The sequence below is a fragment of the Paraburkholderia caballeronis genome (assembly GCF_900104845.1).
Taxonomy (GTDB): Bacteria; Pseudomonadota; Gammaproteobacteria; order Burkholderiales; family Burkholderiaceae; genus Paraburkholderia; species Paraburkholderia caballeronis.
Genome location: NZ_FNSR01000002.1, coordinates 644,447 through 661,390, shown reverse-complemented (window position 1 = coordinate 661,390; position 16,944 = coordinate 644,447). Strand labels below are relative to the sequence as shown.

The 16,944-nt window shown below is 59.5% G+C and carries 10 protein-coding genes and 1 pseudogene; 5 read left to right on the top strand and 6 right to left on the bottom strand.

Annotated elements, in window-relative coordinates:
- The first annotated feature begins 234 nt into the window (after positions 1 to 234).
- A complete protein-coding gene (locus BLV92_RS19455) occupies positions 235 to 3,894 on the top strand; it encodes a DEAD/DEAH box helicase (protein ID WP_090547944.1) in 3,660 nt (1,219 codons plus the stop codon).
- Between the two features lie 323 nt (positions 3,895 to 4,217).
- Here the strand turns inward: BLV92_RS19455 and BLV92_RS19450 are convergent, their stop codons facing one another.
- Positions 4,218 to 5,153 (bottom strand): hypothetical protein, encoded by a 936-nt coding sequence (locus BLV92_RS19450; protein WP_244283854.1) that lies wholly within the window; start codon positions 5,151 to 5,153, stop codon positions 4,218 to 4,220.
- Complete coding sequence (locus tag BLV92_RS32630; RefSeq protein ID WP_244283853.1) at positions 5,132 to 6,040, bottom strand: hypothetical protein; 909 nt, start codon at positions 6,038 to 6,040, stop codon at positions 5,132 to 5,134. Before BLV92_RS32630 ends, BLV92_RS19450 begins: the two co-directional genes overlap by 22 nt.
- A gap of 63 nt (positions 6,041 to 6,103) precedes the next feature.
- Here BLV92_RS32630 and BLV92_RS19440 point away from each other — a divergent pair.
- The 4 genes and pseudogenes from BLV92_RS19440 to mdtD form a co-directional block, all read left to right on the top strand.
- Positions 6,104 to 6,408 (top strand): annotated as a pseudogene (locus BLV92_RS19440) (isocitrate lyase); the annotation flags it as partial.
- A 449-nt stretch (positions 6,409 to 6,857) separates the two neighbouring features.
- The gene (locus BLV92_RS19430) at positions 6,858 to 7,514 is read left to right on the top strand and encodes a hypothetical protein (protein ID WP_090547943.1); all 657 of its coding nucleotides are present in this window, start codon (positions 6,858 to 6,860) and stop codon (positions 7,512 to 7,514) included.
- 251 nt (positions 7,515 to 7,765) lie between these two features.
- On the top strand, positions 7,766 to 10,780 hold the full coding sequence (locus BLV92_RS19425; protein ID WP_090547941.1) for a DEAD/DEAH box helicase: 3,015 nt from the start codon (positions 7,766 to 7,768) through the stop codon (positions 10,778 to 10,780).
- Positions 10,781 to 11,199: 419 nt separating this feature from the next.
- Positions 11,200 to 12,588 (top strand): multidrug transporter subunit MdtD, encoded by a 1,389-nt coding sequence (gene mdtD, locus BLV92_RS19420; RefSeq protein ID WP_090547940.1) that lies wholly within the window; start codon positions 11,200 to 11,202, stop codon positions 12,586 to 12,588.
- Positions 12,589 to 12,617: 29 nt separating this feature from the next.
- On the opposite strand, the gene BLV92_RS19415 is transcribed toward mdtD, so the two are convergent.
- The 4 genes from BLV92_RS19415 to BLV92_RS19405 all read right to left on the bottom strand — a co-directional run bounded on the left by BLV92_RS19415 (position 12,618) and on the right by BLV92_RS19405 (position 16,692).
- Entirely contained in the window at positions 12,618 to 13,622 is a 1,005-nt protein-coding gene (locus BLV92_RS19415) for a D-cysteine desulfhydrase family protein (RefSeq protein ID WP_090547938.1), read from the bottom strand.
- Between the two features lie 56 nt (positions 13,623 to 13,678).
- Positions 13,679 to 14,401, bottom strand: a complete 723-nt coding sequence (locus tag BLV92_RS19410; protein WP_090547937.1) for a haloacid dehalogenase type II — start codon at positions 14,399 to 14,401, stop codon at positions 13,679 to 13,681.
- The gene (locus BLV92_RS31665) at positions 14,343 to 14,780 is read right to left on the bottom strand and encodes a hypothetical protein (protein WP_143040701.1); all 438 of its coding nucleotides are present in this window, start codon (positions 14,778 to 14,780) and stop codon (positions 14,343 to 14,345) included. The genes BLV92_RS19410 and BLV92_RS31665 overlap by 59 nt, the downstream gene beginning before the upstream one ends.
- Positions 14,781 to 15,081: 301 nt before the next feature.
- A complete protein-coding gene (locus tag BLV92_RS19405) occupies positions 15,082 to 16,692 on the bottom strand; it encodes a B12-binding domain-containing radical SAM protein (protein WP_090547935.1) in 1,611 nt (536 codons plus the stop codon).
- Between the last annotated feature and the right edge of the window lie 252 nt (positions 16,693 to 16,944).

The following is a 16,944-nucleotide window of genomic DNA, read 5'->3' as shown; positions in this document are numbered from 1 at the left end:
AGGTTTCGTAAACCTTCCTTAAAACTACTACATATAGAAGTAAATCGCAACGGTGACGCCATATATAGTTGTATCGCATAAATTGGGGTTCAATCAATGATTGCCATCGATTGTGCGGGAAGCCATACATTTAGTAGCTATCCCTCGCGTTTCACAGTATTACTGCCGGCCTCCCCTCGCAATTCCATCACGGTGTTGTAACCTTCTGGTTCAGCCCTATTTTTGGTGAACCTCATGATCGACGTGCTTCGTTTCTGGCGGGATGTGGAGATCTTCAACATTCCGGACGCCCCGAAAAACAAGGGCGTCGACGATACTTCGCCCAGCGACGACGATGTGGACGAGGATACCGATGATGCAAAACCGGCCTTCGACCCGGTCGAGCATCCAGATGAGTCCGTCATACAGCGCTTTCCCACTTCGGCCAACCATGCAACGCGGCATGGCAGGCAATATCCTTCGCCTCTTCCATGGGAGCAGGATCGCTTTCGAGTGCCGCCCCCGCCTGAAGGTCAGAAGCCGGAACAAGGGCGGCTGATGACCTATGCTCATGCGGTTTATCTCGGAGTCGGGGAGAAGCACCGGTTCGTGGAATCCATCCTCTCGATCCTCAAGCTGGAGTTCGAGGAGCACGAACTGGTTCAGCCCATCTCCGGCAACGGGTGGATGGCAGCGTTCATCGTTGGCGGTTCCGGTGCGCCGTTGTCTAAAACGTACACTGCGGCCAGTTTCACCGTCGGCGTGGAACTGCTACGGACAGCGCGCTCACTGGACGAAACCTCCGACGAACTGGCGAGTCGTTCCGTACGGTTTGACCAGCGCATGGAGGAGCGCGAAACGAAAACGGCACTCGCATGGGACGATCTGCTGGACGAATGGACGCACGTCCATGAACTGTTCGCCGGAAAACCTCTGTCAACGGATAGCATGGAAGGGCCTGGAGCCCTGATTGTGATCGAGAGCATCCCAATCTTTCAGCGCAAAGACGGGACTCTCTACCCGTCTCCCGAGCAAGCCGCGACCTTTCTGAATTCTTTCTACCTGGACGATCTGACAACGCTGACCCATGGCGACCCTTCGACGTTCAGCCCGCCTCTTGCGCAATACCTCGGACCCGAAACCTTAACCGAAGAGCGAACCGATCTGCTTGCCGATCCGGGGGCACTAGCCCGATGTGTGAGTCCAGACCTCTTGCCTGCCGGCCGATGGCCTGCTCCTCCCCACGAACACCTGGCCCTTGCGCAGCAAGCTGCTGTCTACCAGATCCGGCACTGCATAGGCCAGGAAGCAGGTGACCGCTCCTACGGCCTCATGGCCGTGAACGGCCCCCCCGGAACGGGCAAGACCACGCTCCTGAAGGACGTGATTGCCGATGTGATCGTTGAAAGAGCCAAGCGGTTAAGTTCACTCAAAGACCCGGAGGATCTGTTTGGAGCGAGAACGCTCCAGGTCAGCAGTAGAGACAAAACATACGATTTACCGGCCATCAACGACAAAATTGTTGCCGGCACCGAGATCGTCGTGGCCAGTAGCAACAATGCAGCCGTCCAGAACATCAGTTTCGAGTTGCCGTTCTCGTGCGATTACTCCACCTTCTCGGACGCGGCGTATCTGCCGGCTGTTGCCGCCAACGTTGCCAAAGCCTTCGAATTGGACGGTACCCCTTGGGGGCTGCTCTCTGGTGCAATGGGATCGAAGTCCAACCGCGAGAAACTCCTGAATGCAGTATTCGGCTACGAGCCAGCGTACAAACTCGACGATCCCAAAACACATCCGGATCCGGATGAACCGACTTCGTTGAAGCCTTGGCTGGATCTCGCGAAGAGTAACCGTGCTGCAGCCTCGGCCGGTTGGGCCGGCTCGTCGGCTGGTCTCAGCAAGGCTTCCGAGTCTGGATCTCCAACTGCCCGGTCAGTTTCCTGGCGTGATCGATGGAACGAGTCCAAACGAATATTCGATCAGCGCCTCGCTGCCGTCGAAGTCATGAAAAATGACCTTCTTGCCATTCGCGAAGCACTGGACGAACTGCCAGCACTTCCGGCCAAGCGGCGGTTGCTGCAGGATCAACTGGCCAGTCAGCAGCGCGAACACATCGCGTTACAGGGTGCTGAATCTGCTCGTCTTGCCACGAGAGCCTTCGATGATGCGGCGGACCAAGCGGAGCTACAAGCTATGGCGGTCCGACATAGTGAGCACGTCTCCCGGTGTGAGCGCTTGCGCGAAAAGCTCCACGATGTGCGAACAGATGAAGATCCCGGTTGGATGGCCCGCATGCTTAACAAAATGCTGGGCGTGAAAACGAAGGGGTATGCAGACTGGCAAACCTTGGTGCGTGATGCACGGAATTCGCTCGACGCTGCCCAGCAGGATCTGCAGACTATCGAAAACGAACGGCATGGGATTCAGCAACGACTAGCCCAACGTGCGATGGCTTCCGATGCCGCGAAAAAGGAATACGGCACGCACATGGCTGATAAGAGTCAACGCATTCAGGCGTTGACTCGCAACTTGGAGAGCCTGGATGCCCGGGAAGCTATGTTGCGGGATCGATTGCATGTCCTGCACAGCGGAGATCACTCGACGCGTTCAACCTCATCAGTTCCCCATAAGCGTGAACCGCTATTGCCGGATCCGGATTTTCTTGCTCAGCCAGTGTCTGTGCAGCACATCAGCAGCCTGTGGGTCTCCCGTGAATTAGATCATGCGCGTTCGGAACTATTCCTTGCAGCGCTGCATCTGCATGAAGCAGCGCTGATGGTCAACGCTGCCACGTGGTTCAGGACCTTTCTTTCTGTTCGGGGTGTACTGACCGGGCAATCGAGCGTCCGAACGCAAGAGGATCTTTTGACCATCTGGCGATCACTTTTTTTTGTCGTCCCAGTAATCTCAACCACTCTTGCCTCTTTCGGCAGGCTCTTCCGGGGCTTGGAAGCGGGCAGCCTTGGATGGCTGCTGATAGACGAGGCGGGACAAGCGACGCCTGCGTCCGTAGCTGGTGCCCTGTGGAGGACACGCCGTGCGGTAGTGGTGGGGGACCCGCTGCAGATCGAGCCGGTCATGACTGTGCCCAAGGCTCTTGTGGAGCGGCTTGGTCGCAGCAATCAACTGGACGATGCCACCGTTGACCACTGGTCCCCGTCTCTACATTCGGTGCAAACGCTGTCCGACCGGACGATGCGGCTCGGCGCGAAGGTCGGCGACACCTGGACTGGAATGCCGCTTCGTACGCATCGACGATGCATGAGTCCGATGTTTGACATCGCGAACCTGATCGCCTACGACAACCAGATGGTCCAGGCTACGGGGAGTAAAGGGATTGACCCAGACCTCTTCGAGAGCTGCTGGATCGACGTTCAGGGGCCAGCGAATGACAAGGTGGTGGCGGAGGAGATGAAAGCACTGGAAAAAATCCTGGTCCACTTCCTGAGCAAATGGCCTCAGGTCATTAGCAAGAGCGGCGACAGTCAGGCAGCATCCGTTTACATTATTTCTCCATTTCGCAGCGTTGCCAAAGCAAGCAAAAAGCTCATTTCCAGTGGCAACCTGGAATCCCGGTTGAAGAAATTGAAAGTGAAAATTGACGCCGGCACCGTGCATACGTTTCAGGGCAAGGAGGCCTCCATTGTGTTCTTCGTGCTAGGCTCATCGCCAGGCGAAGCCGGTAATGGCAGCCGGCGCTGGGCCGCGAGTAAGCCAAATCTGCTCAACGTAGCGGCCACGCGCGCGCAACAACGGTTCTATGTGATCGGGAACTACATGGACTGGTCGTCGTTACCTAATTTCGACGCGATGCACGAGTCGCAAAAGCGTATGAAGCGAACACGACTGATTTCCGACCAGGCAGGGCAAACCCGTTTGGAGCCTATGTCCGAAGAAACGACACTTGCGAAGTGAGGTACCCTGGCGAGCAGTGGCGCAATCGCTCGCCTTGACTGACGGAGAGCGGGCTGCAATTTATTGGAAGTCGTCCAGAATGTTCGTGTTACTACTATCGATGGATGCCTATGAAAGATGAATTCACAGGCAATCATCCAACGAAGTATCAAAGTGCAATTAAAAAGATTCAGTCAATCGACCAGAGGTTGCACAACAAACCGACATAGTGCCTCGTCAGTTGGACCGTGCGAAAATCGCGAGGTAGATTCGATGTTCATCCACACGGTTTTTCTCGGGGCGTCTTAAGACGTTGTCCGTAAGGGAGGGAATGACGTCAAACGTCAGCTTCCCACTGCCATGCGAGGAAACCTTCCAGTCGACGACGTTGGCCGGAAATCCAGTTCCTCCAGTATGCGAGCGGCATCGGCGGGGCTCGTTGCCTCAATGATTGACATTTCCTTTTGTTCGCTCATGAATCGAAGTCGGTCAAGCAATGATCGGGCGACGACTTCGGCATCGTCCGTGACAGACTCGGATAGAGCTGCTGTGTTGACAAGCAACGCCGGGTAAGTCACGGCGGCATCTCGACGCATCAATGTCGTTGCGACATCCAGTTCGAACATCTTGCTTTCCGCCTCCTTCTGCAACGTGATGAGATGCGGAACGGACTGAGGCAGGCTAGTTACCTGCACCATGTACTTGTTGTGAGCGTAGTCGATTGTGATTTCAGGGGCCCCTGGCCATTGAATTCGACGGTTGAATCGGGCACGCAAGTCCTTCTCATCCCCAGCAAAAGTCGTGCGGAGAGTTCGTAGGAACTGGCTCGTTGGCACGGAGTTGCGTTGAACGCCTTCCTGTTCATCTACATATGTGTCTCGTGTGCCGAATGCAGATAGTGTCCGGATGGCTGTATCCACTACTTGGTTTTCCGAGTATCCCCGAGCGCGAACGGGCCTTCCAGTCGTGAACCCTTCAAACGGCGCTGACAGTTCTGGGAGTGGAACAGCAGCAACAAGTTGTTGAAATATAAACCTCGATACGTGTTCAAGAATTCCATATGCAGAGGAGGCCCTCCTGTGTCCTATCATCGCGCGTAGTTGCTGATGACGGAACACGATATGGCTTGAGGGTGGCGTGCCAGCTGGCGTTTCGTAACGTATAGCCACGACGGCAACAAATCTCTCGCCCGTTGCATGATTTGGCTCCCATGTAACGGGGACCACATGGGCCGCGTAAGGCGGGGTATCCCAGACACTCAAATCGTTGAACCGTTCCATAGTGCCTCCGCGTCTGGTTTCTTGAGTCTAGCGGCGAGGTACATCGACAGCGGCTCCAGTCGTAGTGCGATCAGATTCACAATCAGACTTGCGGCGCGTACGATGTCTGTCAGCTTGCCAGGCGGGAGTACCCATCTATCCATTTCGATTGCCAGCATTTTAAGTCTTTGCGAGTTTCGGGCGAGCTTTTGGGCTTCCTGCTCAATCCCGTGATCATGAGGACGCCTTCTGACGAGTTGGTCGAGCAGTTGATTAACCTTGGCCGTGTGTGCAACGAGTTGTGCCTGCGACTCACTATCTGATATCGCCTTGTATAGCCGCGAGACCGGTTGCAGCGCTAGGTTGTGGTCGAACAGCCACCACTTGAGTCCGTCGAATATCAAGTTTTGTGCGTGTCGATCCGGATTCGCAACGAGTTCATCCCACGCGGAGCCGGACGAGCTGGCTTTGTCGTTACAGACATGGCTCCATATGTGTTCCGCGCCGAGTTCTCCCTGACCGGCATACCGAGCCATGAATGGGTCTGGCGTCTGGAAGACGCTGCCGAACAGTATCACCGGCCCATCCTTTAGCGATGCCGGATGCGACGGTAGGTCGTCAAGTTCGGCGATGACCAGCGCCGGGCGAGGGACCGGGAGACCTAATACCTGCGAAGCCAGTCCGCAGGCGAGTTCGATGTCAATCTGTGCGGTATTCGGTAGGTGCTTAACTACCGCCGGAAGTGCCGGCTCATTCGCGCCAGGGACGCCGACCAACCCTTTCCAGACATGATTGAGGTGCTTCCCGTGCACCTTGTCCGCGACGCCCAATAGCCGGTACAGAGGCGGCCGAGCTGTCAACTCCTGTAAGTCGGCGGGTAGGTTCCTCTTAGACGTGTTGGCCGCCATCGCGTTTTCCTGTCCTCTGGGTCGTTTCTCCGGCAGGCTAGCATGCTGTTGCTACGTCGTGTTGCAGACACGGGCGAAGCGCGTTGCGTGTTCGATTGCGTCACCGCGCTGCAAAACGACGCTGACCTGCTGCGGATCGAAACTGGAAAACCGCATATCGCGCAGATTGGCGGCATGGTCAGCAAGATTCGCAAGGTCATCCCGAACGCGAAGCTGGTGTACAACAACAGCCCGTCGTTCAACCGGACGCGAACTTCCGCCAGCAGGTGTGTGACGCGATGAAGGCCGAGGGGCAAGGACGTATCGGCCAACGAACGCGGCCAACTGATGACCTTGGATACGAACAGACCGCACTGTCAAAGCTCGCCACTCTATTTCGCGGCTCGTGACAGAGTTTACTGGCTTGAAAGTGCTTTCGTGACTGCTCCGCTGGAAAACTGACGAGCGCGTGCATGTTTGCTGCGGGAAAACTCGCAGCACCTTGGATGTTGCGCGCGGCGAGTGCTACTATATCTTGTGCTTGCGAGTATTTTTATCACAAAGTATTGTGGAAAATTTGAGTGATGTCTGTTTGTATACGGTATCTAGGCGGATTTTGACGGCCGGTGTTATGCAGGGCAGGCGCCGGCCATTTCTAGGGGGGCAGACGAAAATGAAACGACCAACGGTTGTATTGCCCGTGGGCACGGGGCGGACTCTTCAGGCTCCAACCAGGACCATCCATGGCGGGGTGACGGGGCAGAAGATGCAGCCGGTCACGCGAGGGGCCGGAAAGCCGAATGACGGCAAGTCTGGCAACGGGAACTCGAAGTAGCGTATGTGTGAGGACGGTAGCGAGTCCGCGGAGCGGCAACGCCTCTACGAGCGCCATCGCGACGACCTTTCGAAGCGCCAGATTTCCAATGCGGAGAACCTTGACAAATCGATATTGACGTATTCAGGCGCCGGGCTCGCTCTCTCGCTTGGTTTCCTGAAAGATTTCATACCGATCCGTCAGGCTGAGTTTGCTTGGGCTTTATATGGCTCGTGGATTTTCTTTACGCTCGCGATGGTGCTTGTGGTCGTGTCGTATGTACTCAGTCTGAGAGTTGTGAACTTGCAGCTTGACAGGGCTGAGAGGTACTACCTGAAGTCCGAAGAAAAAGCGCTTGGCGAACAGTTGTGGTGGGATTTCTGCGCGAATCACGTGAACCATTGGATGTCCGCCGCTGCCTTTGCCATTGCGCTAATTTTCACGACTTTTTTCGTATCTGTAAATCTTGGAGGGGCAAACGTGGCTGGCAAAAACACCGTTACTACTTCGCCGACCTATGACGGCATAACTGGCATGGCGATGCAAAAAGTGCAAGATCCGGCAGGAACTGTTCAACGTGGTTTGACCGGATTGCCCATGCAGTCGGTCAAACCAGCCGTACCGAGCAATCCGGCGCCGGCCGCGCCGTCGACTGGCAATACAGGCAAGAGCGGAAGCTAACCAACCATTCAGCGATGTGCTGTTTGACTGATGGCGTGCGGTAGATGGCATTATTTCAAATCGTAGGCTGAGATGTCGGCACGCTGACGGCTCGCCCGATAGGGCCCTTGTGGACGAGGGCGATACTCGCGACATCGGGTTTTGAAAGCGGAGGAATGGCGTCTTCTTTCGCTTCTACGGATTTGCCTGTGCATTAAATCTGTGCGGGGAATGGTTGTAAGTGATGTGCAAAGGGCGAGAGGGAAGCCGTCATGACCTTGAAGGGAATATTCGTCGGCGTTAACAGGCAGCTCGATCCCAACATCGATGAGCTCACGGGAGCGGTCCGTGACGCGACTGCTCTTAATGCGCTGTTTCTCGATTCGATTCCGGGCTTTAGCGCCAAACTACTCGTAGACGAGAACGCGACAAGGGATAATGTCTCAGAGGCGATCTTTGGCACACTGGCAAATGCTGCTGACGATGATGTCATTGTCATCAGTTTCGCCGGCCACGGTTCACCGGATGGAGGCATCGCTGTCTACGACACCCTTTGCACGGACTTGGCCGGGACCACCTTGTCCATGGCATCGATCGGTGACGCGTTCAAGGCAACCCGAGCCCGCGCCGTCCTATGCATTCTGGACTGCTGCTTTAGCGGGCATGCTCCGGCTCGTGTACTGGAAGTCCCCGCGCAGCCAAGAAGCGTCTTCGCACTAGAAGGTGTCGCCGGCGAAGGGCGAATCCTGCTGACGGCGTGTACCGCACGGCAGGTAGCGTGGGAACAACCCGGTACCGGGCACGGCCTTCTCACGTACGCGGTCATTCAGGCAATGACAGCGACTACGGTGGAACGCATCAGTTTTCCAGGCGTGGGAGATGAAATCGTTCAGATCGCTCGCGTCGAAGCGGAGCGCATAGGCGCAACACAAACGCCTGTATTCTTGGGAAATGTGCAAGGAGGGCTTGTTTTTCCGCGGCTCGTGCCCGGCGCTAACTACCACGCCGCCTTCCCGTCAACCACGGTCGAGCAGATGGCCGGGCCGTTCGAGCAGTTGCTAGACAATGGGTTCCCACAATCAATCGTCGATCAATGGAGCGCGCGCTTTCCGGATGGTCTCAACGCCTTGCAACTGCGCGCCGTCAACGAGTACGGCGTGCTTGCGGGTCGTTCACTCATGACGGTCGCGCCAACCAGCTCGGGCAAGACGATGATCGGAGAGCTTTCTGCTATCCAGTCGGTCATCGCAGGAAAGAAGGCGGTCTTCCTGCTACCGTACCGCGCAATCGTCAGCGAAAAATTCGAAGAGTTTTCGGAGCGATATGGTCCGTCGGGGCTGCGCATCGTTCGCTGCATGGGCGATGCCACAGATACCATCGGGGAGGTGCTTGCTGGCCGCTATGATCTCGGGTTTTTCACTTATGAGATGTTTCTCAACCTCGCGCTTGGTGCACCACACATCCTCAACCGGATCGGCCTTGTCACAGTTGATGAAGCGCAATTCATTACCGATCCGCGCAGAGGTATTACCGTCGAGCTGATTCTTGCGTTACTGCTTCGGGCTCGAACTCGAGGTGTCCATCCACAACTGATTGTGCTATCCGCTGTTATTGGTCGCTTGAACGGGTTTGATCAATGGCTCGACATTCCAGTCCTCCTCTCGCGCGACCGTCCGGTCCCACTGGTTGAAGGGGTGCTCGACCGGAACGGCGTTTTCCAATACCGCGATGTTGACGGTATGACCAAGACAGATGCGCTATTGCCACCGCACAGTATTCGTGTGCGAAAGGCTAAACCTAGTTCGCAGGATGTCATTGTTCCCCTGGCACAGAAGCTCGTCGGCGCTGGCGAGAAACTGATTGTTTTCCGCAACCAGCGTGGCAAAGCCCAAGGATGCGCTCGCTATCTCTCCGGCGAGCTCGGTAAGGGGGCGGCGACCGCAACGCTCGATGCCCTCCCTTCGCAGGATCTGACCTCTGCCTCACATGATTTGCATGAATGTCTGCGCGGTGGTACTGCGTTCCACAGCACTAACTTGCTGCGAGCCGAGCGTGAAGCGATTGAGCGCGGTTTTCGGGACACAAAAGGCGGTATCTGGGTTCTTGGATCAACGACGACGCTGGCGGCCGGGATTAACACGCCAGCTTCTACCGTAATTCTTGCCGAGCAGGAATTCCGTGGCGAAGACGGACGTCCCTTCTCGATTGCGGAGTACAAGAACATGGCCGGTCGGGCCGGTCGTCTGGGTTTCAACGAAATCGGGAAGGCCATCATACTCGCGGAAACCCCTGTGGAAAGGGCCAGGCTGTTCCAGCGATACGTCGAAGGAACGCCCGAAGACGTCGTTTCTTCGTTTGCCGAATCGGCAATGCCGACCTGGGTACTTCGTCTTCTGAGCCAAGTTCATGGCGTCAAACTGGTCGAGATACCGGGTCTGCTTGTGAACACCTTTGGCGGTTACGCTGCCGCTCGTGCTAACCCTAACTGGGTAGCTGTGGTTCAGCCGCGCGTAGCCGCCTTTGTGGATCGTCTGCTGCAGGCGGGACTCGCCGAAAAAGAGGGTGACGATATCGTCCACCTGACCATGCTCGGGCAGGCAGTGGGCAGTTCGTCTCTTTCTTTTGAGTCTGGACTGCGTTTGGTGGAGCTGTTGTGTAGCGTCGACATTGCAACAACGCCTCCGCTCCATATCTTGGCGCACGTGCAGGTTTTGCAGGAGATGTCCGACGTTTATACGCCGCTGATGACGCGTGGTAGGGCCGAATCGGCTCGCATCAATGATGTTATCGTTCGCTTCGGTCCAGCAATGTCCAGGCTGCTCCAGCGTTACGGTGCCGACGAACACACCTTCTGGCGCCGCTGCAAGCGTGCTGCAATTCTCTTCGATTGGGTCGAAGGCGTTCCCGTCGACAGTTTGGAGCGGTCCTACACTGCAAACCCCTTCACGGCGATCCGCTACGGCGACATTGTCAGCATCGCCGATGCCACGCGGTTTCACTTGCGGTCTGCTCAGCGCATACTCTCGGCATTGTTTCCTGAGCATCAGCAATTTCTCGATGCAGTCGACGTATTGCTCACGCGGCTGGAATTCGGAGTCCCGGAGCGCGCCTTGCCTTTGCGCAAGCTGTGCGCTCCATTGAACCGCGGACAGTGTCTTGCGCTGCTGCAGGAAGGGGGGCAAACGCCGGAGGCCGTATCGGCTATGAACGATGCGCAACTTCTTGCCTGCGTTGGTCAATCTACGTTCCAGCGCCTGCGTCCACAGTCTGAGGTCGTGGACGCCTGAGACCAGATACGAAACGGTATAACCAATTCGTGCAAGAAGGTCGATCAGCGCGTTGAGATTGCGTCTCAGATCGGTGAGTCGGCTATCTTTGCAGCAGTGACCAATGCTAGCGCGGTTTCGCTAGTTACGGCACAAGAAAAACAACTTGTCGAATAGGCATATTTTCGCTTGGACAACTTATGCCTTAATCTCGGTCGGTGGGCCAATTTATGCTTTTCGGCAAGACCTCAGGGGGCGTCGCGCGCCCATTGAACGGACAGCTTATACTTTAATCTGCGGCCGCCTTTCTCCTAACGGCACACATTCGAACACATCGCTGCTGCTTCGAATCGCACCTTCCCACTCGCCACCGTTTGCCTCGCATCCTCGCCGGACATCCCATCCGGCAGCCGTCGGCATGTGGCTCCATGGACACGCGAATGACCCGTGATTCCGCGCACAAGGCCCTGCTCTGGATAGTGGCCACCGCCTTCTTCATGCAGTCGCTCGACACGACGATCGTCAACACGGCGCTTCCGTCGATCGCGCAAAGCCTCCACGAATCCGCGCTCGCGATGCAGCCGGTCATCGTCGGCTACACGCTGACGATGGCGATCCTGACGCCCGCGTCCGGTTGGCTCGCCGACCGTTTCGGCACCCGTCGCGTGTACTTCGTCGCAATCCTGATCTTCGTGATCGGCTCGGTCTGCTGCGCCGGCGCGCATACGCTCGGCCAGTTGATCGTCGCGCGCGTGCTGCAAGGCGTCGGCGGCTCGATGCTGTTGCCGATCGGCCGTCTCGCGGTGCTGCGCAGCGTATCCGCCGAGCAATACGTGTCCGCGCTGGCGTTCGTGTCGATCGCCGGGCAGGTCGGGCCGCTGCTCGGGCCGACGCTCGGCGGCTGGCTCACGCAGACGATCTCGTGGCACTGGATCTTCCTGATCAACGTGCCGATCGGTCTCGCCGGCCTTGCCGCGACGCAATTCTTCCTGCCGCACGATCACGCGGTGAGCGCGCCGCCGTTCGACCTCGCCGGCTGCGCGCTGCTGTCGCTCGGCATGAGCGCGTTTTCGCTCGGCGTCGACGTGCCGGCGAGCACGAACCGGGCCGCATGGGCGACCGTCTGCTTCGCGTTGAGCGTCGCCAGTTTTCTCGCGTATGTCGTGCACGCGAAGTATCGGACCCATCCGCTGTTCAGGCTCGGACTGTTTCGTGAGCCGAACTTCAGCGTCGGGCTGGTCGGCAACCTGCTGTGCCGCATCGGCGCGAACGCGGTGCCGTTCATGGTGCCGCTGATGCTGCAAGTGCAACTCGGCTATTCGCCGCTGCGCTCGGGCCTGACGATGCTGCCCGCCGCGCTCGCCGGCACGATGACGAAGCGCTGGGTCGCGCCGCTGATCCGCCGCTTCGGCTACGGGACGTTCCTGCTCGTGAACACGGCCATCGTCGGCCTGTCGATCGCCGCGTTCTCGCTCGTGTCCAAAGACTCGCCCGCGCTGATCGCGCTCGTCGTGCTCGCGGTGTTCGGCGCGGCGACGTCGATGCAGTTCGCCGCGATGAACAGCGTCACGCTGAAGGGGCTGTCGCACGCGGATGCGGGCAGCGGCAACAGCCTGTTCTCGATGGCGCAGATGCTGGCGATGGGACTCGGCGTGTCGATCGGCGGCGGCGTCGTGCGGCTGTTCGCGAGCGAATGGGGCTCGACGCAGGCTGGCTTTCGCGTGAGCTTTATCTGCATGGGCGTCATCACGCTGCTTTCCGCGGTGGTGTTCCGTTGGCTCGACGCGGTGAAGCAACCGGCTTCCACCGGACTGAAACAGGCGCAGTAACCGTTACGCGCAACGCCGCATGGCCGCTCTCAAAACGCGCTGCGGTACGCGAAGAGGCCCGGCAGGCCGCCGGTCATCACGAACAGCACGTTCTGCCCGCGCGCGTAACGGCCGGTCTCGACGTCGTGCAGCAGGCCCGCAAACGCCTTGCCGCCATACACCGGGTCGATGAACAGGCCTTCGGCCGCTGCGAGCGTTTTCACGGCCGCGCGCATCGCGTCGGTCGGGATGCCGTAACCGTCGCCGAGTTGCTGGTCGGACAGGTTCAGGTCGTCCGCGGACAACGACAGCGACGATTGCAGCAACGGCAGCGTCCGGTTGATCTTGTCGAGCGTCACCTCGCGCGAGCGTTCCGCGTTGCTGTACACCGCATGGGCGCGGATCAGCGCGGGCTTTGCACCGAGCGACGCAAAACCGGCGACCAGCCCCGCATGCGTGCCGCCGCTGCCGTTCGGCACGACGATCTCGTCGAATCGCACGTTCGCAGCGTGTTCCTGCTGGCGGATTTCGATTGCGCATTTCGCATAACCGATACAGCCGGTCGGGCTGGAGCCGCCGAGCGGGCAGACGTACACGTTGCGGCCTTCGTCGCGCAGTTGCTGCGCGCGCGCCTCGGCGAATTCGAGCGCGTTGGCGGTGCCGGGCAGGTCGTGCACGACCGCGCCGAGCAGTTCGTTGAGCAGCGTGTTGCCGTTGTCGAGGTACGCGTCGTCGGTCCTCGGCACCGCGCGCGTCAACACCAGTTCGCAGCGCAGGCCCGCTTTCGCGGCGGCCGCCGCGGTCAGGCGTGCGTGATTCGACTGGCGCGCGCCGACGGTGACGATCGTATCGGCGCGTTGAGCGATCGCGTCGCCGACCAGGAATTCGAGCTTGCGCAGCTTGTTGCCGCCCATTCCGAGCCCGATCAGATCGTCCCGCTTCACGAACAGATTGATGCCGAGCCGGTCGCTCAGGCGGTCGAGGCGCTGGATCGGCGTCGGGCCTTCAAGCAGGCTGTAGACAGGGAAGCGGGCGAAGTCGGGGCGGGTCGTCATGGGCATGGAGTTGGGAAGCGAGAGCGGAGTCGCGTCGGCGGCGATAGCGCGGTGTCTCAAACCGCGCAGCCGAGACGCGTCGCGAGTTCGTTGAAGTCGTCGGCGATGAAGTCCCACTGCTGCGCGGCGCTCAGGTCGGTGGTCTGTGCGGGACCGTGCTCGTTCGGGCGTTTGACGAACGCGGTCTTCAGGCCGCAGCCGCGCGCGGCCGCGAGGTCGCCGTTGTGCGCGGCGACCATGCACACCTGGTCCGGCGGCAGTCCGAGGATCTCCGCCGTTTCGGTGTAGACGCGCGGCGACGGCTTGTACGCGCGAACGACTTCGGCGCCGAGGATCGCGTCCCACGGCAGCGCCGCGCGTTTCGCCATGTCGATCATCAACCGGATGTTGCCGTTCGACAGCGGCGCGATGATGAAGCGGCGCTTCAGCCGAAGCAGGCCTTCGATCGCATCGGGCCACGGGTCGAGCCAATGCCAGGCCAGATTGAGTTCGTCGAGTTCGTCAGCGGAGACGCCGTCGATTCCGTGATGCGCGAGCGCCTTGACGAGATTCTCCCGATGCAGCACGTCGAGCCGTACATACGGGCGGCGTCCGCTGCGAATCTCCTCCATCGACGGCGAATACTCGCGCCGCCATGCATCCGCGAATTCGTGCGCGTCGAGTTGCGGCGCATGATGCTGCAAGAAAGGTTCGACTGCGCGTGCGACGCCGCTACGCCAGTCAACCACCGTTCCGAATACGTCGAATACTAGCGCCTTGATGCCAGCGTGACCGGTCATGGTTTTCGCCTTCGTCGATACGATGGGCGACCAGTCTAGCCGATTGCCGGGAGCCGTGCTTTTGCGGATCGCGTCGCATGCTTTTGCGCCCGGCGATGAAGCCGATCAGCGCCGCCATGGCGATTGCGCCCGGCACGGCGAGCGCATGCAGCGGAAGGTTCGTCAGGGCCGCCTGCCACGAACCGTATTGTCCGAGCAGCGTCATGGCAGTGCCGATGGCCGCCGCCAGAAGCGCGGCCAACAGGGCGACGAAGATATGGCGCGCGATGAACCGGCACGCGAATACGCACGATTCGAATGCGACGATCAGCGCCAGCGCGAGATGCGTGCAAACGACGACCGCGATGAATATTCCCGCTGCTTTTATGGTTTGCTTCAAGCTCGTAATCCCCGTTTTTATATTGGCAGTTCAACTGCTGCATTTATTTTTCACTGGGATATTACTTGCGTTTTGCAAAAGCGTCTTTAAGGCTGCGCATATCTGCGGCATTTCCGCGACATGGCTGCTTTTGCGAGCATCGGGCGTCGGGCTGCGGACGCGGTGCGCGACGACGTGCCTCGCACCGTGCTGCAGGTGTTCGAGTTGGCGCTGCCGTTGAAACTGCGCGCGTTTCCCGATTTCGCGATGCCGGGCTTGCGGGAGCGGGTGGAGCAGACCGGCGGATCGCGAGTGATCCGATTCAACGCCTCATCACGTGCGGGACCGGGGATCGGGCGATCATCTCAGACCTCGGCATCACCGCCGCCTCTTCTGCCGGTCCCGCCTCCATTACCGCCCGCGGTTCCCAATAATTCCCGGCATCGTACATATGCCTGACCTGCGCATACCGCAACAGCGCGGTCATCGCCGCGCGCCCGGTATGCGGCCGCCTCGCCATCGCACGCAGCACCGCCTTCACCATCTGGGCTTCATCGTCGCCGAGCTTCGCGAGCCGCTTCACGACGACCATCGCGTCGGTATCGACCGCGCGCGGCACATGTTGCGCGTGAATCGCCGCATGCAGTGGATGAGGCGCGAGTCGCGCGATCATCGTCAGCACGCGTTCGCCGAATTCGGCCGGCCGATAGAGGCCGTTGCAGAGCAGCCGCAGTCCGTCGAGCAGTTCGCTGCGGGTCATCCGCATCGGCACGATGTTCGTATCCCATGGCGCGCCGGCGATCTCGGCCGGCCCTTCGATCAATCGTCCCGCGTCGCGCAAGCGGCGATGCAGCCCTGTGGCCATTGGCGCAACGAGCGAGCCGAGCGAAAACACCGGTATCGGCGACGCCATCGCGAACGCATACTGTCGCGCGAAGATATCCGGCCCGTCGTGATCGAAGCCGACGATCATCCCGCCCGACACCGCGATCCCATGCGCGAGCAGCACGTCCACCTGCGCGAGCAGATCGACGCCGACGTTCTGTGCCTTGTGACACTCCTTCAGGCTCGCCTCGTTCGGCGTTTCCAGTCCGACGAACACCCATTCGATGCCCGCGTCCGCGCACAGCGCGACCAGCTCCGGGTCGCGCGCGACGTCGATCGACACCTGCGTGCCGAACACGAGCGGTCCGCGGGCCTGCCTTCGATTCCAGTCGCGCAGCGCGATCAGCAGTTCGCGCGCGCGGCGGCGATACACGGTGAAGTTGTCGTCCGCAAGAAACACGCTGCGATAACCGAGCGCATACAGCGCATCGAGTTCCGCGAGCACGTGTTCGATCGGCTTGTGTCGCTGATGCCGCCCGAGGTAGGCGATCACGTCGCAGAACTCGCATTCGAACGGACAGCCGCGCGACGTCTGCACGCAGCCGATCAGCGCGCGATCGTTCGGATACAGATCCCAGCGGGGCTGCGGCGAATCTGCGAGGTCGGGTTTCGCCGCGTGATATTCGGCTTGCCACGTGCCGCGTTCGAGATCGGCGAACAGCGTCGCAGCAAGCGCTTCCAGTTCGCCGCAGACGAGAATGTCCGCATGGTCCCGCAGCATCTGCGGCGCGAGCGACGCGTATGGGCCGCCGACGATCACCGTCTTGCCGCGCCGCCTGAACTCGGCGGCGATCGCGATCAGACGCGGCGCCTGCGTGACCTTGCCGGTGATGCCGACGAAGTCCGTGTCGCATTCGAAATCGACCGGTTCGAGATGTTCGTCGCAGATCGTCACGGCCCAGTCATCCGGCGCGAGTGCGGCGACGGTCGCGGTCGCGAGGTCCGCGATGCCGACGGCGGGCGCGAAGCCCCATGCGTCGAATACTTCGGTTCCGAAATAACCGGGCAGCACCGAGCGCGGATTGATCAGGTACAGGCGTTTGCTCATCGCACGATCCTCCGCCGGACTACGGTACGTGTCGCTGCGAGTTGCGAGGACGGCGACCGCCGCATTCAGGTGGATGCGCGTTGCCGGATTCTTTTGAGCGGGTGCTACAAAGAGACGTGAATCGATTGCGATCGTATCGTGCGACGGTGCGGCGTCGCACCTGTGCATGCGACGAACGTTGCACGCTCATCGTGAATCGCGAGGATCGGCTTGCATGCCATGAGAGGCGCGCTGCGTGCGGCCTTGCGAACC